Raw genomic sequence first — 24,036 nt, forward strand, 5'->3', positions numbered from 1 at the left:
GCACGCTGGCGCGCGCGGTATCGATCCTTGCATTGCCGCTCCGGGTCAGCACCCCGCCGAACCATGTCGTCGCCGCACCGAACAATGCGCCACCGATCAGGGCCAGCGCCATCCGCCGCGTGTTGCGGCGCGGCGCGGGGCGGCTCCATGCCACGTTATCGTGGCCAAAATCGGCGGCTCGCAGCGGGTCGCCCCACACCGCCGCCGCATCGCCGGACGGGCGGCACGCCAACGCGCCGGCGTGCAGATGCAGCGCGCGCCCCGACGGCCGCGCAAACACGCCGGCGCCACCGCGCCGGACACCGTATGGCGGCGGCAGATAAGTTGCGGGCCTCAACACCACCAAGGCAAACCCGCTCACAATCCGATCTGAACTCATGATTCTCCCCGAAGACTCGGCTGACGCCGGCCCGTCTCGACGCCTCATCCTTCGCGCAGCCACCGCACCAGCATGCCGGCCGACGCGTAGCCCCGCAGCGTGGCCGCATAGCTGTCGAAGCGATACGCCACTTCGCTGACGCGATTGTTGTAGTCGTCGCTCTCCGCAATCAGCACGTCGAGCAGCGAGCGCCGCCCAAGGTGGTACCACTGATCGAAGAACGCGTGACGCACGCGATCCGACTCCACCGTCAGATCGCGATACTGATCCGCGCGCGCGCCGAACGCATGCGCATCCTCGTCGGCACTGCGCACCTGGTATTCGAGATCCAGCCGCATCTGGTCGACCTGGCGCCACCCTGCCAGCGCGCGGTAAGTCGCCGCATCGGTCGCCGCGGTCGCGGCGCCGCCCGTGAACGCATTCCAGCTCAGGGTCAACATCGTCTGCCACGGCACCCGGCGCCCCAGCGCATCGTGCCCGGTATTCGTGCTGACGACCCAGTCGAGCTGCGGCTTGGCGGCCGCCCGCACCGCGTCGCGATTCAGGTCGGCCGCATTCGCCTCTGCGCGCGTCTGCAGCAGACGCGGATTCTCGTCGACCGCCGACATCAGGCGCTCGAGGTTGCCCGGATACAGCGGCCAGACCGGCACGGAAGGGATCGGCACGGGCCGCTCGCCCACCAGCTTGCGCAGGTTCAGCTCGGCGATCCGGCATTTCGCGAGCGCCGCGTCACGGCTCGCCTCGGCCTGCAGCAGGCGCGCTTTCGCCTGGGTCAGTTCGCTGCCGCGCCCGCGATCGACCGCGACGATTTCCTCGAGCATGCCGACGAGGCGCGCCATCCGGTCGGCGAAGCGCTGGCTCAGTGCCGCGATGTTGCGCTGCTTCGCGAGTTCCACGATCGTGCCGGTGACCTGATAGGCGGAATCCTCCATCTGCGCGACGTAACGCTCCTGACCTGCGCTCGCGAGATCCCGCCGGCTGCCGATCGCTTTCTCGGTGCGCCCCCAGTCGAACAGCGTCGTCTTCAGGTTCACGCTCAGCGCATTACCCGGATCGTATGCGCTGCCGGCGTTCGAGCCGAACTGCGCGGCACGCGTCTGGCCGTTCACCTGCAATTGCGGCCAGCGCGCCCCTTTCGCCTGCTTGACATCGGCCTGCGCCGCTTGATATTCCTGGTACATGCGCCGCACCTGCGGGCTGACGTCGACGGCCGCCTCCGCCGCGACATACAGCATCTGCCGCAATTCGGGCTCGGTCATGCGCGGCTGCGCCGAGGCATCGGCGCGCGCCGCCGGTCGGTCGGGTTCAACCGGCCCGGCGTTCGCCTCGTTCCGCCCGGCCTGGGCGGACAGCTCGCGCACGTCGATCCGTGCGTCGGACACCGGCCCACCGGCCGCACCAGCCGTCGCGCTCGCGCACCAGGCCGATGCGGCAATCCAGAACACCGACGCGGTAATGCGCGACAGCACACGCCCCTTGCAGGCGCGTACGCCTGCCGAATGGTTTCGATATGCCGTCACGATCAACGCTCCCTGAATGCCTCTCGGGCCTTGAAGATCGGCTTCATCAGGTAGTCGAGCACGGTTTTTTCGCCGGTGCGGATATCGACCGTCGCCTGCATGCCGGGTAGCACCGGCAAGCGCTTGCCGCCAGCGGTGAGCGTGTCCGTGTCCGTCTCGACCATCAGCCGGTAATAGTGCGCGTCCGGCCGCCCCATCGCAGCCTTCTGCTCGTCCTTCAGCGTATCCGGCCCGATGCTGACGACGCGCCCCGGCAACCCGCCGTAGATCGAGAAATCGTAGGCGGTCAGTTTCACGAGTACCGGCAACCCCGGCCGCAGAAACGCGACATCGGAGGGCTTGATGCGCGCCTCGACCAGCAGGCGGCCGTCGAACGGCGCAATCTCCATGATGTGCTCGCCCGACTGCACGACACCGCCCGGCGTACGGATACGGATGTTCTTGACCACGCCGCGCATCGGCGCAACGACGTCGGTACGCGCGAGAACGTCCGCGCGGCCGACCAGCGCTTCGTTGGTTTGCAGGAGATCCTGCTCGAGCCGCAACAGTTCGGTATTGGCATCCGCCGAGAAACGGCTCCGGCGCTCGGCGATCTGCGCGTCGATATCGGTCGCCTGACGCCGCATGCGCAGGATTTCGACTTCCGAGATCAGCCCCTTCGCCGCCAGCGGCTCCGCCATCGCGATCTCGCGCCGAACCAGCGCCTGGCTCTGCTTCAGGGCGGCCACCTGTTCGTCGAGCGCGTGACGACGTGCCCGATGGGCTGCGACAGTCAGCTCGACGAGCCCCGGCTCGCGCCGCACGTCGTCCGGGAAAACAAGCGCCCCTCCCTGAGCCTCGGCGCGGGCGCGCGCCACGTTCGCCTTCAGGTCCAGCACCTTCGCCAACATTTCACGATAGCTGGACTCCGCCCGCGCCGGATCGATCTTCGCAAGCAGTTGCCCCTTTTCGACCACCTCACCCTCGTGCACGGCCACCGCCTTGACGATCCCGCCCTCGAGGCTCTGAACCACCTGTTCGCGGCTCGGCGACACGACGGTCGCCTCGCCGCGCGTCACCTCCTCGACGCGGGCAAAGTGCGCCCATACGAGCCCCAGGCCGATGACCACGGCAACCACGTAGAGAATCGCCTGCGCGCCGGCGGACGAACGCACGAGCAGCGCCTCGCGGATGTCGCTCATGTACGCTGCGTCGACTGCGCTCAACCGCCGCGCCGGCTTGCGGCGCAAGGCCGTCCGGATAGATCGCATCATGATGCCTCCGCAGTCGACATTGCCCCGGCCTCTGCGCTGTCTGCACCCGGTGCGCTGCGCCCGGCATCGCGCTCGACGACGCGAATTCTCGTGGCGCCTTTACGAAGCGCCTCCGGCGGCGCCTGATCCGCGTTCGGCGGTGGCGGTTGCCCCGACAGCGCTGCCAGCACGTGCGCCTTCTCGCCGTCCATCACGATCCTGCCTTGATCGACGATCACGATCCGGTCGACCAGCGCCAGCAAAGAAGTACGATGCGTCACCACCACCAGCGTCTGGCCCGCGCTCGCCTGCCTCAGATGTTCGATGAACGCCATTTCCGTCTGCGTATCCATCGCGCTCGTCGGCTCGTCGAGCAGCAGCGCATGGGGCTGCACGAGCAGGCTGCGCGCCAGCGCGACAAGCTGGCGCTGCCCGCCCGACAGATCGCGACCGTTTTCTCCGACCGGCAGATTGATGCCGAGCGGATGGCGCGCCACCAGCGCATCGAGCCCCGTCAGTTTCAGCACGCGCAGCAGTTCCGCGGCGGTCGCGTCGGGCCGGCCGATCGTGACGTTCTCGCGCAACGAGCCCTGGAACAACCGACTGTCCTGGCCGACATAGCCGAATGCCTTGCGCCAGTCGGCCGGCGCAATCTGCGCAGCATCCAGCCCGTCGGCGAGTAGCTTGCCCCCCGTCGGCCGGTACAGACGCCCCATCAACCGCAGCAGCGTCGATTTACCGCTGCCGACCCGGCCGAGTATCGCGATGCGTTCGCCAGGCCGAATCTCCATCGAGACCTTGTCCAGCGCGGGGATGGCCTGCTGCATACCGGGCGACGGATAGGCGAACGACACCTCATCGAGCTTCAGATGGCCCGTGAGCGGCGGCTGCGCCAGATAATGCTGATCCGGCTCATGCTCGACCGGCATCGCCATCAGTCCGTTGAGCGATTGCAGCGCGGCTCTCGCCTGCTGGAAACGCAGCGCAAGCCCCATCACCTGGGTAAGCGGCGCCGTCACGCGGCCGGCCAGCATCACCGAACCGATCAGCGCCCCTTGCGTGAGGTTGCCCTCGCCGATCAGATACACGCCGACAATCACGATCGCCACGGTCTGCATTTGCTGCAGGAAGGACACGCAACTGGTCGCCATGCTGGTGATCTGGCGTGACTGCATCGACGTAGCCGCCGTCTTCGCGCTGTACACGTCCCAGCGATGCCGCATGGCCCCTTCCGCGCCGACGGCCTTCAGCGTCTCGAGCCCGTCGATCGACTCGATCAGCACGCCCTGCTTGAGCGACGACTCGCGCAAGTTCTGCCGCATCGCTCGCGCGAGCGGCCATTGCACGAGCGTGCCGAGACCGACGATCAGCGGGATCATCAACAGCGGAATCCAGCCGAGCGGGCCGCCGACCGCGAACACCACGCCGACGAACAGGAATACGAACGGCAGATCGGACACGGCCGAGAGCGTTGCCGACGTCGCGAAGTCGCGTACCGATTCGAATTCGCGCAGCCGGTGCGCAAACGATCCGGCCGACGACGGCCGGTGCTCCATCCGGATCGCCATCGCCTGCCGGAACAGCAGGCTGCCGAGCACGAGATCGGCCTTCTTGCCGGCCGCGTCGAGCACATGCGCACGCACGTGACGCGACACCGCCTCCATCAGCATCGCGAGCGCGACCCCGATCGCGAGCGACCACAGCGTCGCGTACGCCTGATTCGGGACGACGCGGTCGTAAACGTTCATCGTGAAGAACACGCTGGCAAGACCCAGCACGTTGATCAGGAAGGCGCCCACTGCCGCGCTCGTGTAGTAGCGCCGATAGCGCCACAGCGTATGCAGCAGCCAGTGTCCGGCCGGCTCGGCCGGCAGGTCGTCCGAGCGCGCATCGATCTTCGCTTCCGGCTTGACGAGAATCGCATAGCCGGAATAGGTCTCGCCCAGCTCCGCTTCGGTGCACTCGACCGGCGTCGCGCCGAGCTCGGGCAGCACCGCCCGATACCGCATGCGCGGCTCGTCGCCATCGTTCGAATCGTCGGCATCCCACCCGAGCAGCACGCACGCGCTGCCGTTGCGGCGCAGCAGTATGACCGGCATCAGATGCTCGGGCAAACGCATGAACGGACGCTCCACCAGCTTCGCGGCCAGACCTGCGTGCGTCAGGGCTTCAACCGCGAGCGACGGCGTCAGCGTGCGCTCCATCGCGAGCCCGGAAGTCAGGACTGCATGGCTTTTGCCGAAACCGTAGTAATCGCACAGCCATGCAACCGAATCGAGCAGGCTGTCGCGCGAGAGGGCAGACGGCAGGATCGGTTTGTTACCGCCACCAGCGTCGGTATCGGAAGGTCGAGTATTCATATCGGGGTCGTTGTCTGGCCGCTGAAATTCACGGAGGGTCCCGGTACGTACCGGAGCGCCGCGATTTCACACAGGCAGGGACAGGCGGTTGCGCCTACCCTCGCAACCGGATTGACAATCGCGGCACCTGGCGGCCCGGCATCACGCCGGCCAATGGCACTGCGACTGAAGGATAAAAACTTTACGGAATGTGTCCGCGCGCCAAAAGGAGACGAGTCCCAAATCAATCGCAGAATGACTGGGACAAGTTCGAATACTGCTCTTTGGAGCGGATAAGCATCGCATTGGCGCACGCGGGGCGCGCAATGTATGAAGGAGGCCGCACAAAAAGCGGCGCGGCCTCGAACCGCGTCCTGCGTGACGCGATCCGGGCCGCGCCGGCGAATCAGTCAGATCAGATCAACTGCGTCGCGACCGACGATTGCACCAGCAACTCGACGTGTAGCGCGGCGTTTTCGTACAGCGCATAGGCTTGGCCGTTGATTGCGACCATACCCTGGCTCGTCCAATTGCCGCCATCGAGCCCGTCCATTCCGGACAACTGAACACGGTCGCCGGCATTGCCGTTCACCATCAACTGCGTATGACCATCCGCGCGGAACAGGTTTTCGTGCCCCAGATTCAGCACGTCTTTCATCGACAGCTTCAGCGTATTGTCGCCGCTTCCCGTGATATCGATGATTTCGATGCCGGTGATTTTTTCCGTCATGCTGCTATTCAATTTGGTCACGTCGAGGAACTGATTGGCTCCCGTCAACTTCAGCGTATCGATGCCTGCGCCACCGTGGACACCGGTGCCACTTTGAGAAAAATACGACACGTTTCCAACGGTAAATACCGTATCGGCATTCCCGCCGTAGTACGCCGCATCCCCGGCCACTTCCTGCAACGTCGGCGGATCGATCAACTGACTCGCCGCTTTACCGGAAAACACGAGATTGTCCACCCATATCAGCAATTTGTTGGCAGGGACATTGCCTGTCTGCTCGAACACGATCGACTTGAACGACAGGCCGCTCGGCATGTCGTATGTGACATGCTGATGCATCCCGCGACTCGGCGAAATCCCGGGGCTCGTATAGATCACCCTGCCTGCACTATCGAGGAAGGTCAAAACCAAATTCTCGGTTGTCGTGAGATCCCCGACGTCGCAGGAAAAACGTGTCGCCGTGATGCCGTCGTTCAGGTCGAGTTTGACTTTTCCGGTAATACCCAGTGCCATCGAAGAAGAAGGCTCCGATAGCGTAAAGCCTGGTTCCATCGCGAATTCGTTGCCTTTATATATCCCCTGAGCCCAGTAATAGCCGCCCAACTCCCGCAGCCCCGTCAGCTTGAAATACTTCAAATCGATCACTTGTCCATCAAACAAACCCCCTGTCGGCCCTGTGTTGAAGTTCTCGCTAAACTCGAACGACGACGGCGCTGTTCGATATTGAGAGACATTGCCCGCGAGATCGACGATCGCCACGGCCGGCGTGCCTGCAGCGTTATCCGGCCTCGCAAACGTCACGGTGCCCGCTGCGATTTCCTCAGGGGTCAACGTATGCAGAAAAAACTGCTTGCCGATCATCACCGACAGTTCCGAACCGGCCTGAACCTGCGAACCCGCGAATTTCACCACGATCGTGTTGCCCACCACGTCGACGCTGGTCGGCGGCAGCACGGACGTCTTCAAGGCAACATCCGTCGAGCTGAGCTCGCCGGTTTCCCCTGCCCCGTTGACCACCCGCGTCTGGATCGTCCAGTTGCCCGTATGCGCGTTCGAATCGATCGCCACCCACGTGCCGTCCGACTTCACCAGCGCATCCATCCACGTCCGGCCGCCGTCCGTCGACACCTGTACCTTTTCGCCGGCTGCCAATGCCACAGTCAGGTGACCGCTCAACAGCCGGCCCGCCGTTCCGTCGTTCGTCAGCCGGTCGAAATTGAATTTCCCGCTGTCGCGACCCATGTCGTCGAGCACCGCCTTCGCCAGCGGCACCGGCGGCGCCACCGGCCCCACCGTCAAGTCGAAACCGGCCGAGCGCGCGCTCGTATTGCCCGCCTCGTCCATCGCCGTCACCGTCAGCGCATGCGTGCCGCTCGACAGCGGCGACGTCACCTGGAACGTCCACTTTCCGTCGATATCCGTCTTCGTCGTCCCCAGCAGCGTCGTGCCGTCGTAGACCGCGACCGTCGAATACGCTTCCGCGTGGCCCGACAGCGTCGGCTGCGCCCCGGGCGTCGCCGCTTCGATCTCCGGCTGCAACGGCGGCGTCACGTCCACCTGAATGCCGTACGAGGTCGACGGCACGCTCATGCCGACGTCGTTGCTCGCGCGCGCCGTCAGGCGATATTCGCCGTCGTGCAGCGGCTGCGTCAGCGCGAAACTCCATGCGCCGTCTGCACCGACGATCACGGTCCCGACTTCGACGCCATCCACCAGGAGATGGATCGTCGAGCCAGGGTCGCCGCGGCCGCTCACCGTCGGCTTCGGGTCGTTGGTCAGCCCGCCGTTTTCAATTACGCCGGTGTGCGGCGGCACGTTGTCGGTCACTGCGTCGATCGTCGGACGCGACGGGCGCGTCGTTGCTTTCTGCTCTGCCATTTCTATTGTCCTGTGTCAGTCCAAGATGTCCCGGGGTCATCCGGACATTTCAACCTTCGCTCCGCGGCAACCGCCACCGGTGGCCGCGAAGCCGTCAATCCCGGTCGTTATGCCGTCTCGAGTTCGATTTCGACTCGCCGGTTCTGCGCGCGCCCTTCGGCCGTTGCATTGCTGGCGACGGGCTCCGCCGCGCCCTTGCCGACGGTCGCGAAGTGCTCCGCCTGAAGCCCGCCCGTGCGCAGGTACGTGGCCACCGCGCGCGCACGCGCCTCGGACAGTCGAACGTTATGGGCATGCGCCCCCTGCGAATCGGTGTAGCCCGTGACCGTCACACGACGAAATCGAGCCTCACGATTCACGTCCAGAAAGCGATTGAGCTCCTGGCGAGCGCTCGGCGTCAGCGCCGCGCTGTCGAACGCGAAGTTCGCGCTGCCTTGCAGCAGCACCTGACGCTGCGCGACAGACGCGACAACCGGCTGCTGCACGACCGGTTGCGGTTGCGCGACAACAGGAGGCTCGACACTCGCCTGAGGCGGCACGCCGCACATGAACGTCAATTCGCGCGGATCGCCCATCGCGGCGCCGCGACGAACGCGATCGACGGCCTGCACCGGCGTAACCGGCTTGCCTGCACAGACCTTCTGCGCGGCCGCTTCACACGAGCGCGTGCTGGATACCAGCCCCTCGCAGGTCACGCGAAAGACGGGCGCGGACTGGCCGGGGGTCTTGACCGCCCGAACGGTATACGTCGGACCGGATTGCGTCGTGCATGCGCTCAGCAGGACGACGAATGCGCCGAGCAAGCCGCGGCGGATAAAGTGTTGTGGTGTTTTCATGATGGATCGGCCCGCTCGAGGCGGACGCCTGGAAATGGATCGGTGGGAATGAAGTCGCTCATGCGTAGCGTGATGGGTAGCCTGGTGTGGCGGGCGGCAAGTGCCCGCCATGCCAGGCATCAGGTGACGACGCGGGCCGAACGGCCCGCGTTGCCGCCTTACCACTGATACGATGCGCCTGCGCCGAAGGTGTTGCCGCCGCTGCTGAGGCTGACGCCGGCACGCATCTTCAGGTTTTCCGTGATGCGCGCTTCACCGCCCATCGCGACCGCCTGATAGCCCTTGTACGACGCACCGGCGATACCGAACGACAAGGTCTTGCCCGGATCGACACCCGGAATCATCGTCAACGCCGTGGCCGCCGCGATACCCGAATAGGCATTGCGCGACATGTCGTTGATCTGACCTTGCATCCCGCCGATTGCCCGGTCGAGTTGCCCCTTGTTGACGGCATCCGTCTTGTTCACGGCATCCGCGACATTGACGAGCCGGCGCTCGTGGCCGTCCGAACCGATCGACACGGTGTTGGCTTCGGTTGCCTTCGACCCGCTGCCCAGCGCAACCGAGTTGGTCGCACCGGACGATACGGTTGCGCCGTGACCCAACGCCGTACCGTCGTCGGCCTGAACCTTCGAACCTGCACCGATCGCCGTGCCGTTGTTCTTGCCATCGGCGATCTGCGAGTCGGAGCCGACAGCGATGTTGCCGTTGCCGGTACCGGGGTTGGCAGCGAGGATATCCGCCTTGTCCTTGCCGCTGCCGCCCGTGCCGTGGACCAGATCGTTGCCGTTCTTGCCCGAGTTGCCGTTGTTGCCGTTGTTGCCGTCGCCCGGCGTGGTCGCCGTGCTCAGATGCTCGTCGATCTTGTCGACGCGACCTTTCAGCTCCGAGTACTGGCCGAAGTTCACGGCGTCGTACCGGCTCTTGCCGTCCGCAACGTTCGTCAGCACCACCGGCCCCGACGACTGGCCGTTGCCCAACGTCACCTTGCCGAAGTTCACCGTGCCATCCGCGTTCTTGTCGTACGCGACAGCGCCAGACAAGTTCGGAACGTCACCGAGATTCTTCTGGATCTCCTTGACCCGGCCATCGATGTCGGTCAGTGCGTCACCTGCGTTGTTGAAGGAATTACCCCCCACCTTGTAGTCCGGCGCGACGACGTTGCCGTTTTCGTCGATCTTCGCTCCGCCGCCCAGCGCGTCTGTCACGCCACTCAACTGGCTGACGTTCACCGCATCCGTCGCAGCCTTACCCGCCGCCACGTTGTGCAGGGCGACCGGCGTCGCCGCACCGACTCCACCGAGTGTCACCGAACCGTAGTTCGTCGTGCCATCCGCGTTCTTGTCATACACGACCGCCGATTGCAGCTTGCCGTCTTCACCGACCAGGCCAGCCGAGCGCAGTTGCCGCACGTTGACCGCATCGGTTTCGTCGACACCATCCGCGACGTTCTTCAGCATGACAGGCGCCGTGCCTGCGCCACCGAGCGTGACGGAGGTATGCGTTGCGTTGTCGTACTGAACCGCATTCGCGACACCCTTCTCCAGCGACTCGATCTGCGTCGTGTGCGTCGACACGCGCTCGTCGACGTGCTTGAACGCATCACCGACGTTGTCGTAGGTGTTCGTCAAACCATCCGCCGCAGTCAGCTCATACGTCGGCGCCGAGATATCGCCGGTTGCCGGGTCGAACTTCGCGCCGCCACCGAGACTGTCTGCGATGCTCTGCGCGAGGTAATTCACCTGACCGCCGTTGACAGCTTCGGTGCTGGTATCGGCGAGCGAGCCGTCCGCGACGTTACGAATCACCGTGCCCTTCGCCCCTGCCAACGTCACCACGTCCTTGGTTGCGTTGTCATAGACGACTGCATTCGGGTTCGTACCGTTGCCGGTCCCGCCTTCACGCTGCTCCAGGGCCTTGATTGCATCGCCGACCGACGCGTAATCCTTGCCGTCGACCGTATAGACCGGCGCGGTAATCTTGCCGTCCGCATCGATGCCCGTGCCACCGCCGATAACGTCGGTCACGCCCTTCAACTGCGACACGTTCACCGCGTCCGTCGACGTCTTGCCGGCCGCAACGTTATGCAGCGCGACAGGGACGCCGGCGTTCATGCCACCGAACGTCACGGAAGCGAAGTTCGTGGTGCCGTCGGCGTGCGTATCGTAGGTCACGGCTGCAAGCGCCTTGCCGTTCTCGCCGATCAAGCCCGACGACTTCAGCTGCGACACGTTCACCGCGTCCAGGTCAGCCTTGCCCGCCGCCACGTTCGACAGCGTCGTGCCCTTCTCGCCGGCCAGCTTCACCGTGTCCTTCGACGTGCTGTCGTACACCACGGCAAGCGATTCGCCCGTCGTTTTGTCAACGACACCGCCATTCGTCAGCGCGTCCTTCAGGTTGCCGAGGTTCTCGTTCGTCGCGAACAGTTGCGAGCCGTTCACCGCGTCCGTGCTCGTCGCCGACAGTTCGGCCGCCTTCACGTTCGTCAGCTTCGTGCCCGTCTCGCCCGCCAGCGTCACCGACTCGTAGTTCGGCGTGCCGTCGGTGTTCTTGCCATACGTCACCGCAGCAACCGACTTGCCGTCCTCGCCGATCAGGCCCGACGACTTCAGTTGCGACACATTCACCGCGTCCGTGTCGGCCTTGCCTGCCGCTACGTTCGACAGCGTCGTGCCATTCTGGCCGGCCAGCGTCACCTTGTCCTTCTGCTCGCCGTCATAGGCAACCGCATTCGGATCCGTGCCACTGCTGCCATCACCGCCACTCTTCGCAGCAGCCTGCAGTGCGTCGTTGACGTTGTGGTACTCCTTGCCGTCGATCGTGTACGTCGGTGCAGTCACGTCGCCGTTCGCGTCGAAGCCCGTACCGCCGCCGACCACGTCGGCCAGACCCTTGAGCTGGCTGAGGTTGACCGCGTCGGTGTTCTGCGTACCCTTGGCGACGTGGACGATCTGGCGTTCGGCGCCTGCCGCGCCGATAGACAGCGCATTCGCACGATCCGCGAGCGAGCCGGCACCCAACGCGACGCTGTTCGACTGAAGCGCCTTCGAATTCGCCCCGAGCGCGACGGCGTCGGCCACGTTCTGGTTCACGGTCGCGTTCGTACCGATAGCGATGCTGTTCACGCTACCGCCCATCGTCGTCGCTTTGTCGCCCATGGCGATCGAGCTCTTGCCAATGGCCATCACGCCGTTGTTACCGACCGCCACCGCATTTTCACCGTTGGCCTTCGCACGAGAACCGATTGCCAGCGCGCCCGGACCATTCGTCGTGACCTTGCTACCGATCGCGACCGAATACTCCTGCTCGACCCCCGTCTGTGCAACGCTGCCGATCGCAACCGAATGATCCGAAAGGGCCGCCGCCTGCAGACCGATCGCGATCGCACCGGTGCCTCCAGCCGCACTCGCTACCCCGATGGCGGCAGCCGTACCCAGATTCGGATCGCGGCCGTTCATCGACGCTACGGCCGGCAAGCTGCCGTCCGCCCCCACCCCTTCGACCGCGACGAAACTGCCCGGCTTCGCCGAGACGTCGCGCGTCATCCGCGTCATCTTCTGGTCGAGTTGCGTATTGGCGGTGTGCATCGCGTCGGTCAGCTGCTTCATGGTGACCGCATCGTGAGCGTCAATGCCGTCGCTGACGTTGACGATTCGGCGTGTCGCCTCCACGTCACCTACCGACACGGTGTTGTCGTCGTCGGCAATCGAGTTGGCGCCGATTGCCACCGAGAAGGCGCCGTTCGCTCGCGCGCCCGATCCCAAGGCCAGCGTATATGGCTTCGTTGCCACTGCACTCGGGCCGATCGCGACGCTGTTCGTGCCCAGCGCATTCGCCTGAAGACCGTCCTTCGAATAGACCTTGATGTACTTGAGATCGATCGAGCCGTTGGTGAGCCTGTCATACATGTCGTCCAACTGGTCGACGTTGACGGCATCGGTGCCGGCCTGGCCCTTTGCCACGTTCGACAACGTCACCGGGCCGGTCGACTTCCCGCCGCCCAGCGTCACCGAGTTGTAGTTCGGCGTGCCGTCCGTGTTACGGTCGTACGTCACCGCGGCAATCGACTTGCCGTCACCATCGATCAGGCCCGACGACTTCAACTGCGACACGTTCACCGCGTCCAGGTCAGCCGTACCGGCCTTCACGTTCGTCAGCGTCGTGCCCTTCTCGCCAGACAGCGTCACCTTGTCCTTCGACGTGCTGTCGTACACCACCGCCAGCGATTCACCCGTCTTTTCGTCGATGACGCCACCATCCGTCAGCGCGTCCTTCAGGTTGCCAAGGTTCTCGTTCGTCGCGAACAGTTGCGAGCCGTTCACCGCGTCCGTGCTCGTCGCCGACAGTTCGGCTGCCTTCACGTTCGTCAGCTTCGTGCCGCCGACACCGGCCAGCGTCACCGACTTGTAGTTCGGCGTGCCGTCCTTGTTCTTGTCGTACGTCACCGCAGCCAACGACTTGCCGTCGCCATCGATCAGGCCCGACGACTTCAGTTGCGATACGTTCACCGCGTCCTTGTCCGCCTTGCCGTCCGCAACGTTCGACAGCTTCGTGCCGCCGGCACCGGCCAGCGTCGCCGAGTTGTAGTTCGGCGTGCCGTCCGCGTTCTTGTCGTACGTCACTGCAGCACGCGACTTGCCGTCGTCACCGATCAGGCCCGACGACTTCAGCTGCGATACGTTTACCGCATCCTTGTCCGCCTTGCCGTCCGCAACGTTCGACAGCGTCGTGCCACCGACACCGGCCAGCGTCGCCGACTTGTAGTTCGGCGTACCGTCCGCGTTCTTGTCGTACGTCACCGCAGCACGTGACTTACCGTCTTCACCGATCAGGCCCGACGACTTCAGTTGCGATACGTTCACCGCGTCCTTGTCCGCCTTGCCGTCCGCAACGTTCGACAGCGTCGTGCCGCCGACACCGGCCAGCGTCGCCGACTTGTAGTTCGGCGTGCCGTCTGCGTTCTTGTCGTACGTCAGCGCGGCCAATGCCTTGCCGTCGCCATCGATCAGGCCCGACGACTTCAGTTGCGATACGTTCACCGCGTCCTTGTCCGCCTTGCCGTCCGCAACGTTCGACAGCGTCGTGCCGCCGACACCCGCCAGCGTTGCCGACTTGTAGTTCGGCGTGCCGTCCGCGTTCTTGTCATACGTCACCGCGGCCAATGCCTTGCCGTCGCCATCGATCAGACCCGACGACTTCAGTTGCGATACGTTCACCGCATCCTTGTCCGCCTTGCCCGCCGCTACGTTCGACAGCGTCGTGCCACCCACACCCGCCAGCGTTGCCGACTTGAAGTTCGGCGTACCGTCCGCGTTCTTGTCGTACGTCACCGCAGCACGCGACTTGCCGTCACCGTCGACCAGGCCCGACGACTTCAGTTGCGATACGTTCACCGCGTCCTTGTCTGCCTTACCGTCCGCAACGTTCGACAGCGTCGTGCCACCAACGCCCGCCAACGTCGCCGACTTGAAGTTCGGCGTACCGTCCGCGTTCTTGTCGTACGTCAGCGCGGCCAATGCCTTGCCGTCGCCATCGATCAGACCCGACGACTTCAGTTGCGATACGTTCACCGCGTCCTTGTCCGCCTTGCCGTCCGCAACGTTCGACAGCGTCGTGCCACCCACACCCGCCAGCGTTGCCGACTTGAAGTTCGGCGTACCGTCCGCGTTCTTGTCGTACGTCACCGCAGCACGCGACTTGCCGTCACCATCAACCAGGCCCGACGACTTCAGTTGCGATACGTTCACCGCGTCCGTGTCAGCCTTACCGGCCGCAACGTTCGACAGCGTCGTACCCGTCTTGCCGGCCAGCGTCACCTTGTCCTTTGACGCGTTGTCGTACGCCACGGCCAGCGGGTTCATGCCGCCTTCCACGTCGCTGATCGCTTTCGTCAGTTGATCGACGTTCACCGCGTCCGTGCCGGCCTTGCCTTGAGCCACGTTCGACAGCGTCACCGGACCCGTCGACTTCCCGCCGCCCAGTGTCACCGAGTTGTAGTTCGGCGTACCGTCCGTTTTCTTGTCGTACGTCACCGCGGCAATCGACTTGCCGTCACCATCGATCAGGCCCGACGACTTCAACTGCGACACGTTCACCGCGTCCAGGTCAGCCGTACCGGCCTTCACGTTCGACAGCGTCGTGCCCGTCTTGCCGGCCAACGTCACCTTGTCCTTCGACGTGCTGTCGTACACCACCGCCAACGATTCGCCCGTCTTTTTGTCGATGACACCGCCATCCGTCAACGTGTCCTTCAGGTTGCCGAGGTTCTCGTTCGTCGCGAACAGTTGCGAGCCGTTCACCGCGTCCGTGCTCGTCGCCGACAGTTCAGCCGCCTTCACGTTCGTCAGCTTCGTGCCCGTCTTGCCCGCCAGCGTCACCGACTCGTAGTTCGGCGTGCCGTCCGTTTTCTTGTCGTACGTGACCGCAGCAATCGACTTGCCATCACCATCGATCAGGCCCGACGACTTCAGCTGCGACACGTTCACCGCATCCATGTCAGCCGTACCGGCCGCCACGTTCGTCAGCTTCGTGCCGCCGGCACCGGCCAGCGTCGCCGACTTGTAGTTCGGCGTGCCGTCCTTGTTCTTGTCGTACGTCACCGCAGCACGCGTATCGCCATCCGCGTCCACCAGACCCGTTTCCTTGAACTGGTTCTTGATGTTCGTGATGTCGCCCGTGTTGCCTGCCACTCGACCGTCAAGGTTCTCCAGCGCGTCGCCTACCGTGTGGTAATCGACCTTCTTCTTATCGTCCGACGGGTCGACCAGCGTGTACGTCGGCGCTTTCACCTTGCCGCTTTCGTCCACCGTCGAGCCACCACCCAGCACATCCGCCACGCTCTTCGCCGTGCCGTACAGCTGCGAACCGTTGACCGCGTCCTTGCTGTCCGCGCTCACCTTGCCTGCATTCAGGTTCGTCAGCGTCGTGCCCTTCTCACCCGTCAGCGTCACCTTGTCCTTCGCCACGGTGTCGTACGACACGGCCAGCGGGTTCATGCCGCCTTCGACGTCGCTGATCGCCTTCGTCAGTTGCTCGACATTCACCGCGTCCGTGTTGGCCTTGCCTTGAGCCACGTTCGACAACGTCACCGGACCCGTCGACTTCCCGCCGCCCAACGTCACCGAGTTGTAGTTCGGCGTACCGTCCGTTTTCTTGTCGTACGTCACCGCGGCAATCGATTTGCCGTCACCATCGATCAGGCCCGACGACTTCAACTGCGACACGTTCACCGCGTCCAGGTCAGCCGTACCGGCCTTCACGTTCGACAGCGTCGTGCCCGTCTTGCCCGCCAACGTCACCTTGTCCTTCGACGTGCTGTCGTACACCACCGCCAGCGATTCGCCCGTCTTCTTGTCGATGACGCCACCATCCGTCAGCGTGTCCTTCAGGTTGCCAAGGTTCTCGTTCGTCGCGAACAGTTGCGAGCCGTTCACCGCGTCCGTGCTCGTCGCCGACAGTTCGGCTGCCTTCACGTTCGTCAGCTTCGTGCCGCCGGCACCCGCCAGCGTTGCCGACTTGTAGTTCGGCGTACCGTCTGCGTTCTTGTCGTAAGTGATTGCAGCAAGCAACTTGCCGTCACCATCGATCAGGCCCGACGACTTCAACTGCGACACGTTCACCGCGTCCAGGTCAGCCGTACCGGCCTTCACGTTCGACAGCGTCGTGCCCGTCTTGCCCGCCAACGTCACCTTGTCCTTCGACGTGCTGTCGTACACCACCGCCAGCGATTCGCCCGTCTTCTTGTCGATGACGCCACCATCCGTCAGCGTGTCCTTCAGGTTGCCAAGGTTCTCGTTCGTCGCGAACAGTTGCGAGCCGTTCACCGCGTCCGTGCTCGTCGCCGACAGTTCGGCTGCCTTCACGTTCGTCAGCTTCGTGCCGCCGGCACCCGCCAGCGTTGCCGACTTGTAGTTCGGCGTACCGTCTGCGTTCTTGTCGTAAGTAATTGCAGCAAGCGACTTGCCGTCGCCATCGATCAGGCCCGACGACTTCAACTGCGACACGTTCACCGCATCCATGTCAGCCGTACCAGCCTTCACGTTCGACAGCGTCGTGCCAGTCTTGCCGGCCAGCGTCACTTTGTCCTTCGCGGCGCTGTCGTACGCGACCGCGTTCGGGTCAGAGCCACCGTTCTTCGCCATCGCGTCGAGCGCGTCGCCGACGTTGTTGTACGTCGTGTCGCCAACCTTGTACGTCGGAGCCTTGATGCTGCCATCCGTATCGATGCCCGCACCGCCGCCGAGCGCATTCGTCACGCCCTTCAACTGGCTCACGTTCACCGCGTCGTTATCTTGCGTACCCTTTGCGACATTGACGACCTGACGCTGGAGCGAATTCGACCCGACAGAAAGCGCGTTACCGCGGTTGGCAACAGAATTGGCGCCCAGTGCGATGCCGCCGTTATTACCCGACGCAACACGCGCGTTGGCACCCAGTGCAATGGCATCCGTGGCGTTTTGCTCGACACTCGCGGACTTACCCAGCGCAACGCCGTTCACGGAACTGCCCGTCGTCGTCGCTTTGTCGCCGATGGCGATCGAGCTCTTGCCAATGGCCATCACGCCGTTGTTGCCGACCGCCACCGCATTTTCACCGTTGGCCTTCGCACGAGAACCGATTGCCAGCGCGCCCGGACCATTCGTCGTGACCTTGCTACCGATCGCGACCGAATACTCCTGCTCGACCCCCGTCTGTGCAACGCTGCCGATCGCAACCGAATGATCCGAAAGGGCCGCCGCCTGCAGACCGACCGCGATCGCGCCGGTGCCTCCAGCCGCACTCGATACCCCGATGGCAGCCGCCGTACCCAGAGTCGGATCGCGGCCGTTCATCGACGCTACGGCCGGCAAGCTGCCGTCCGCTCCCACCCCTTCGACCGCGACGAAACTGCCCGGCTTCGCCGAGACGTCGCGCGTCATCCGCGTCATCTTCTGGTCGAGTTGCGTATTGGCGGTGTGCATCGCGTCGGTCAGTTGCTTCATGGTGACCGCATCGTGAGCGTCAATGCCATCGCTGACGTTGACGATGCGGCGTGTGTCGCCCACATCGCCTACCGACAAGGTATCGGCGTCCGTCGCGACCGAGTTCACACCGATCGCGACCGAGTTCACACCCGTTGCCCGGGCGCCCGAGCCGATCGCGAGCGTATTGACGTTCGTCGCGTTCGCTGTCGAGCCGATCGCCACGCTGTTCTTGCCCAGCGCATTCGCCTGCATGCCCGTGGCATTGACCTTGATGTACTTCATGTCGAGCGTGCCGTCGCCGAGGTCCTTCTTGATCTCGTCCTTGACGTCGCTCAAGCCGCCCTCAAGCTGGGCCACGTTGACGGCATCGGTACCGGCCGTGCCCGTCGCGACGTTCTTCAGCGCGACCGGCTTCGATGCGCCCGTGCCGCCCAGCGTCACGCTCGACTTGCCCGCACCGTCATAATGCACGGCGTTCGCATCCTCGCCGCCGGCACCGCCCGCGGAAGCCGCCGCCTGCAGCGCGTCGCCGACGTTGTTGTAGGTCTTGTCGCCGACCTTGTAGGTCGGCTTCGAAAGGGTGCCGTCCGTATTGACGGTGGTTTCGCCGCCGAGTGCGGATGCGACGCTCGACGATACGTCGTACAACTGACCGCCGTTCACGGCGTCCTTGCTCGTCGATGCGACCTTGCCGGCCTTCACGTTCGTGACGGTCGTACCGCCCGTGCCGCCCAGCGCAACGGTGCTCTTCGTCGCATCCTTGTAGACGACCGCGAGCGACTCGCCCGTCGACGGATCGATCAGGCCGCTATCGTGCAGCGACTGCTCGACGTTGGTCACGCGGTTGTTGGTCGCAAACAATTGCGCGCCGTTGACGGCGTCCGTGCTGTTCGCCGACAGCGTGGCCGCACGCACGTTGGTGAGCTTGACCGCGGCCGAGCCGGTGCCGCCGAGGGTCACCGAATTCTTCGCGGTGGAGTCGTACTCGACCGCGTTTTCCGCCCCGCCGCCCGACTCAGATGCCGCCAGCAGCGCATCGCCGACGTTGTCGTAGGTCTTGCCGGCGATCGTGTAGCCCGGCTTCTTGATGTTGCCGTCCGCACCGACGGCAGCATTGCCGCCCAGCACATCGGTCACGCCCTTGAGCTGTGCAACGTTGACGGCGTCGGTCGCCGTCGTACCGCGGCCGACGTTGACGATCTGACGTTCGAAGCCGGCGGTACCGACCGATACCGTCTGATCCCGGTCAGCTTCCGAATACGAACCGAGTGCCAGCGAATCGGCGCCGCGCGCCGCCGCGTTCTGACCGATAGCGATTGCATTTTCCCCAGCCGCCGCGGCCTGCGAGCCGATCGCCGTCGTGCCTGCCCGCGTCGCCTGCGCCGAATCGCCAATCGCCAGCGCGGATTGCGCCGTCGCGTTCGCCTTCCGGCCCAGCGCATAGGCACCCCAACCGCCCGCCTGTGCCTCGTTGCCCAGCGCGATCGACGCCTTGCCGGACGCATTGGCTCCGCCCCCCAGCGCAATCGCCCCTTGATCGCCGAGTGCCGAGGCCTTGGCGCCGAGCGCGACGTTGTTGCCGGCCGCCGCCGCCGTGTCGCCGATCGCCACCGCACCGCCGCCCAAAGTAGTCGGAACCGTGCTCGCGCCGGTACCGATCGCGACCGAATTCTCGCCCTTCGCCGCGGCCTTGCTGCCGATCGCCAGCGCGTTCACGCCCGTCGCCGACGCGTTATCCGTGCCGTCGCCCTTCGCATTGATCTTCACGTAGGCGCTGTTGTCGGTCACGACTGCCCGGGTATCGGGAACACTCCGCTTGAGCGCTTGCGGATCATCCTGCTTGGCGTCGGTCAGGTGGATCGGATCGTCGAGCGCTGGATCTGCCGCGTCGACTTCGTCCGCATAGGCGGATCCCATGGAGGCCACGACAAGCGCAGTGGCCGCCGCAATTTTCGATTTCGCGGAGCGCGAAGATTTCGAGCGCCCCCGTGCAATTTCCGATGCCGCGCACCAAGTGCTGGTCGAGGCATTCCACACGACACGATACGACTTGTTCATACGAACCTTTTCCTTTGGTAAACCTCTCCTCGACGCGCATCGGCTTTGCACCGACATATCGATGCGACGACTCGGCGAGAGCGGTGACAAGTAGCTCAACGCTTACGGCTTTCCGGAAAGAAATGCGAAACGTACATTCTGAGAAATCGCATGGACACGGGCGGGGAAGATCATGCCGACGGCGCTGCGAAATCGCGCGTTTCAACCGGATACTGAAAGCTGGTTGAAACTCTATTGGCATGCCCTCATCTCAAAAACAGGACGCGAACCAAATCAAATAAAATTCATTTAGAACTTGTACGAATTATTTTTAATTTTGAATAAACGTTACAGGATTTGAAGGATTTAGCCTGTCGCACCCGTCTTCAAACAATTCGATATTTTCTGTATTAAAAATTCACGGCGACAACGCGATTCGTTGAGCAATGGCGCCAGACGGCATGCGTCGGCTCCCGCTCGAGCGTGGTCGCCCGGACCGCTCGCTCACGTGGAAAATCCGCTATACTTTGCCGACTGTCGCCCGCCTCGGGCGGCAGGTCGGAAGCGCGCCGATTTGCTGACTCGATTGCGGGCGCGCGAACCGACCGGGGCGTTGATGTTGTCTTTGCCTTGGCGGTTCACTACAAATGCGGCTAAAGAGGTCGTCAGCCGCGCACCTTCGCCTCCGCGCATCGCCGACACCGTTTAGCTGCCCAGTCATAAGGCGGAACGAATGGAATCGATCGGCATCGTCGCTCCACAGACCATGCATTTCGCCGAACCGCTGCGCTTGCAAAGCGGCAGCGTGATCGGCAACTATCAGCTCGTCGTCGAGACGTACGGCGAACTCAACGCCGCGCGCTCGAACGCGGTGCTCGTCTGCCACGCGCTCAACGCGTCGCACCACGTCGCCGGCGTCTATGCGGACGATCCGCGCAGCACCGGCTGGTGGGACAACATGGTCGGCCCGGGCAAGCCGCTCGATACCAACCGCTTCTTCGTGATCGGCGTGAACAACCTCGGCTCGTGTTTCGGCTCGACCGGCCCGATGAGCATCGATCCGTCGACCGGCAAGCCGTACGGCGCCAGCTTTCCGGTCGTCACCGTCGAGGACTGGGTGCACGCGCAGGCGCGCGTGGCCGACGCATTCGGCATCGAGCGCTTCGCCGCGGTGATGGGCGGCAGCCTCGGCGGCATGCAGGCGCTCGCGTGGAGCCTGATGTATCCGGAGCGCGTCGCGCACTGTATCGACATCGCGTCGACACCGAAGCTGTCCGCGCAGAACATCGCATTCAACGAGGTCGCGCGCTCGGCGATCCTGTCCGATCCCGATTTCCACGGCGGCGACTACTACGCGCACGGCGTGAAGCCGAAGCGCGGCCTGCGCGTCGCGCGGATGATCGGCCACATCACGTACCTGTCCGACGACGACATGGCCGAGAAATTCGGCCGCGCGCTGCGCCGCGCCGACGGCGCGCTCGACGCGTACAACTTCAGCTTCGACGTCGAATTCGAGGTCGAGTCGTACCTGCGCTACCAGGGCGACAAGTTCGCCGACTACTTCGACGCGAACACCTATCTGCTGATCACGCGCGCACTCGATTACTTCGACCCGGCCAAGGCGTTCGACGGCAACCTGAAGGCCGCGCTTGCGCACACGCAGGCGAAATACCTGATCGCGAGCTTCTCGACCGACTGGCGTTTCGCGCCGGCCCGCTCGCGCGAGATCGTGAAGGCGCTGCTCGACAACAAGCGCACGGTCAGCTACGCGGAAATCGATGCGCCGCACGGCCACGACGCATTCCTGCTCGACGACGCGCGCTATCACAACCTGATCCGCGCGTATTACGAACGAATCGCCATCGAGGTGAGTGCATGAACCAGCAGGCGCTGAATTCCCTGTCCGCGCGCGCGGACTTCCGCACGATCGCGCGCTGGGTCGAACCGCGCTCGACGGTGCTCGACCTCGGTTGCGGCGACGGCTCGTTGCTCGCGCTGCTGATGGAAGAACTGGACGTGACCGGCTACGGGATCGAGCTGAACGACGCGGGCGTGCTCGCGAGCGCGAAGAACGGCATCAACGTGATCCAGCAGAACCTGGAAGACGGCCTGCGCCTGTTCGAGGACCACAGCTTCGACATCGCGATCCTGTCGCAGACGTTGCAGACGATCCACCAGACGGCCGCGATCCTGCGCGAAACCGCGCGGGTCGGGCGCGAGTGCATCGTGTCGTTCCCGAATTTCGGCTACTGGCCGCACCGGCTGTCGGTGCTGAACGGCCGGATGCCGGTGTCGAAATCGCTGCCTTACCAGTGGCACAACACGCCGAACGTCCGGGTGCTGACGATCGAGGATTTCGAGGCGCTCGCGCCCGAAGTCGGCGTGACGATCCTCGACCGCGTGGTGCTGCACGAAGGCCAACCGATTCGATGGGGAGCGAACTGGCGTGGTAGTCTTGCTGTCTACCGCGTCAAGCGCAGCTGAGCCGGGGAGCCGTTGACGGACGCCGTCGGCCCGCACGCACGTGCGGCCGCGCCGCTGTGCGACCCGCGCCGCCGCCTGCGCTGCCGCCGCAATCAGTCAACGCTATCCAGTTCCAGTCCATGTCGAAAACGCCACACGAGGCGCCCGCACTCACCGCTCACGAGGATCACCCCGGCTGGCGAGCCTATCTGAACACGCACATGCTGATCTGCGTGTTCCTCGGTTTCACGTCGGGTCTGCCCCTCTTCACGCTCGTCTACCTCGTGCAGGCATGGCTGCGCTCCGAGGGCGTGAACCTGAAGGAAATCGGCCTGTTCGCGCTGATCCAGTTCCCGTACACGTGGAAGTTCCTGTGGGCGCCGCTGATGGACCGCTACGTCCCGCGCCTGCCCGGCTGGCGGCCGGGCCGCCGGCGCGGCTGGCTGCTGCTCACGCAGTTGCTGGTCGCGGGTGCGATCGCCGCGCTCGGCTTCGTGTCGCCGCGCGACTCGATCTGGACGGTCGCCGCGCTCACCACGCTCGTCGCGTTCTTCGGCGCGAGCGCCGACATCGTGATCGACGCGTACCGCCGCGAGCTGCTGCGCGACACCGAGCAGGGCCTCGGCAACGCGGTGCACGTGAATGCGTACAAGCTTGCCGCGCTGATCCCCGGCTCGCTCGCGCTGATCCTGTCCGACCACCTGCCGTGGGACGCCGTGTTCGCACTCACCGGAGCGTTCATGCTGCCGGGCATCCTGATGACGCTCGTCGTGCGCGAGCCGGAAGTGGTCGGCGCGCCGCCGCGCAACCTGCGCGACGCGATCGTGCTGCCGTTCCGCGAATTCATCCAGCGCGACGGCTGGGCCGGCGCGCTGCTCGTCATCGCGTTCATCTTCCTGTTCAAGATCGGCGACACGATGGCCACCACGCTGTCGACGTCGTTCTTCCTCGACATCGGCTTCTCGCGCACCGAAATCGGCATCGTCGCGAAGACCACCGCGCTCGTCGCGAGCGTGGCCGGCGGGATCATCGGCGGCGTCTGGCTCGTGAAGATCGGCATCGGCCGTGGGCTGTGGATCTTCGGTGCGCTGCAGATGGTGTCGACGCTCGGCTTCGCGTGGCTCGCGCAGGTCGGCCCCGGTTCGCCGGTGCTCGCGGTGCTGTACGACTTCACGGTCGCGGCCAGCCACGCGCTCGCGTCGTTCATGTCGGTGTTCGGTATCGAGATCACGCCAAAGCTGAGCCCGATGACGGTCGCCCTCGCGATCGTCTACGGCTTCGAAACCTTCACGACCGGCCTGACGATGGCCGCGTTCGTCGCGTATATCGCGAGCACGACCGACCCGCGCTATACGGCCACGCAGTTCGCGCTGTTCACGAGCCTAGCGTCGGTGCCGCGTACGCTCGCGTCGGCCGCGAGCGGCTTCGTCGTCGCAAAGATCGGCTGGTACGACTATTTCATCGTGTGTACCGCGCTCGCGATTCCCGGCATGCTGCTGCTGTTCAAGATCGCGCCGTGGAACGGTGCCGCACGCAACGGCGAGGCCAGCCGTGCGCAGTAACGGCCTGCACCGCCTCGCGCGCGTTGCGGCTTCGTTGAGCGTCGGTGCCGCGACGCTCGCCGCGGGGTTCGCCCATGCGACCGACGCCGGCGCGCCC

10 protein-coding genes and 1 pseudogene are annotated in these 24,036 nt (G+C 64.6%); 4 read left to right on the forward strand and 7 right to left on the reverse strand.

Annotated elements, in window-relative coordinates:
• From F3J15_RS31885 to F3J15_RS31915, 7 genes and pseudogenes are all read right to left on the reverse strand, one after another.
• Positions 1 to 379, reverse strand: a pseudogene (locus F3J15_RS31885) (hypothetical protein); the annotation flags it as partial.
• A 44-nt stretch (positions 380 to 423) separates the two neighbouring features.
• Complete coding sequence (locus F3J15_RS31890; RefSeq protein WP_166896180.1) at positions 424 to 1,899, reverse strand: TolC family protein; 1,476 nt, start codon at positions 1,897 to 1,899, stop codon at positions 424 to 426.
• A 2-nt stretch (positions 1,900 to 1,901) separates the two neighbouring features.
• Entirely contained in the window at positions 1,902 to 3,152 is a 1,251-nt protein-coding gene (locus F3J15_RS31895; protein ID WP_166896182.1) for an HlyD family type I secretion periplasmic adaptor subunit, read from the reverse strand.
• Positions 3,149 to 5,491, reverse strand: coding sequence for a type I secretion system permease/ATPase (locus tag F3J15_RS31900; protein WP_166896184.1), 2,343 nt, complete (start codon positions 5,489 to 5,491; stop codon positions 3,149 to 3,151). Before F3J15_RS31900 ends, F3J15_RS31895 begins: the two co-directional genes overlap by 4 nt.
• Before the next feature lie 394 nt (positions 5,492 to 5,885).
• Positions 5,886 to 8,078 carry an Ig-like domain-containing protein gene (locus F3J15_RS31905; RefSeq protein WP_166896186.1) on the reverse strand — a complete coding sequence of 731 codons (2,193 nt, stop codon included), beginning with the start codon at positions 8,076 to 8,078 and terminating at the stop codon, positions 5,886 to 5,888.
• Between the two features lie 107 nt (positions 8,079 to 8,185).
• Positions 8,186 to 8,914: an OmpA family protein gene (locus F3J15_RS31910; RefSeq protein WP_166896188.1), complete on the reverse strand. Its 729-nt coding sequence runs from the start codon at positions 8,912 to 8,914 to the stop codon at positions 8,186 to 8,188.
• Between the two features lie 158 nt (positions 8,915 to 9,072).
• On the reverse strand, positions 9,073 to 19,794 hold the full coding sequence (locus F3J15_RS31915; RefSeq protein WP_240159204.1) for a YadA-like family protein: 10,722 nt from the start codon (positions 19,792 to 19,794) through the stop codon (positions 9,073 to 9,075).
• Here F3J15_RS31915 and F3J15_RS37920 point away from each other — a divergent pair.
• The 4 genes from F3J15_RS37920 to F3J15_RS31930 all read left to right on the forward strand — a co-directional run bounded on the left by F3J15_RS37920 (position 19,793) and on the right by F3J15_RS31930 (position 23,939).
• Positions 19,793 to 20,029, forward strand: a complete 237-nt coding sequence (locus tag F3J15_RS37920; protein WP_240159194.1) for a hypothetical protein — start codon at positions 19,793 to 19,795, stop codon at positions 20,027 to 20,029. The two genes, F3J15_RS31915 and F3J15_RS37920, sit on opposite strands and share 2 nt — an antisense overlap.
• A 618-nt stretch (positions 20,030 to 20,647) precedes the next feature.
• A complete protein-coding gene (locus F3J15_RS31920; RefSeq protein ID WP_166896192.1) occupies positions 20,648 to 21,793 on the forward strand; it encodes a homoserine O-acetyltransferase in 1,146 nt (381 codons plus the stop codon).
• The gene (gene metW / locus F3J15_RS31925) at positions 21,790 to 22,398 is read left to right on the forward strand and encodes a methionine biosynthesis protein MetW (protein ID WP_006755281.1); all 609 of its coding nucleotides are present in this window, start codon (positions 21,790 to 21,792) and stop codon (positions 22,396 to 22,398) included. The genes F3J15_RS31920 and metW overlap by 4 nt, the downstream gene beginning before the upstream one ends.
• Positions 22,399 to 22,517: 119 nt before the next feature.
• Positions 22,518 to 23,939 carry an AmpG family muropeptide MFS transporter gene (locus tag F3J15_RS31930; protein WP_069249137.1) on the forward strand — a complete coding sequence of 474 codons (1,422 nt, stop codon included), beginning with the start codon at positions 22,518 to 22,520 and terminating at the stop codon, positions 23,937 to 23,939.
• Positions 23,940 to 24,036: the final 97 nt, after the last annotated feature.

The sequence above is a fragment of the Burkholderia sp. Ap-955 genome, assembly GCF_011753045.1.
Taxonomy (GTDB): domain Bacteria; phylum Pseudomonadota; class Gammaproteobacteria; order Burkholderiales; family Burkholderiaceae; genus Burkholderia; species Burkholderia lata_D.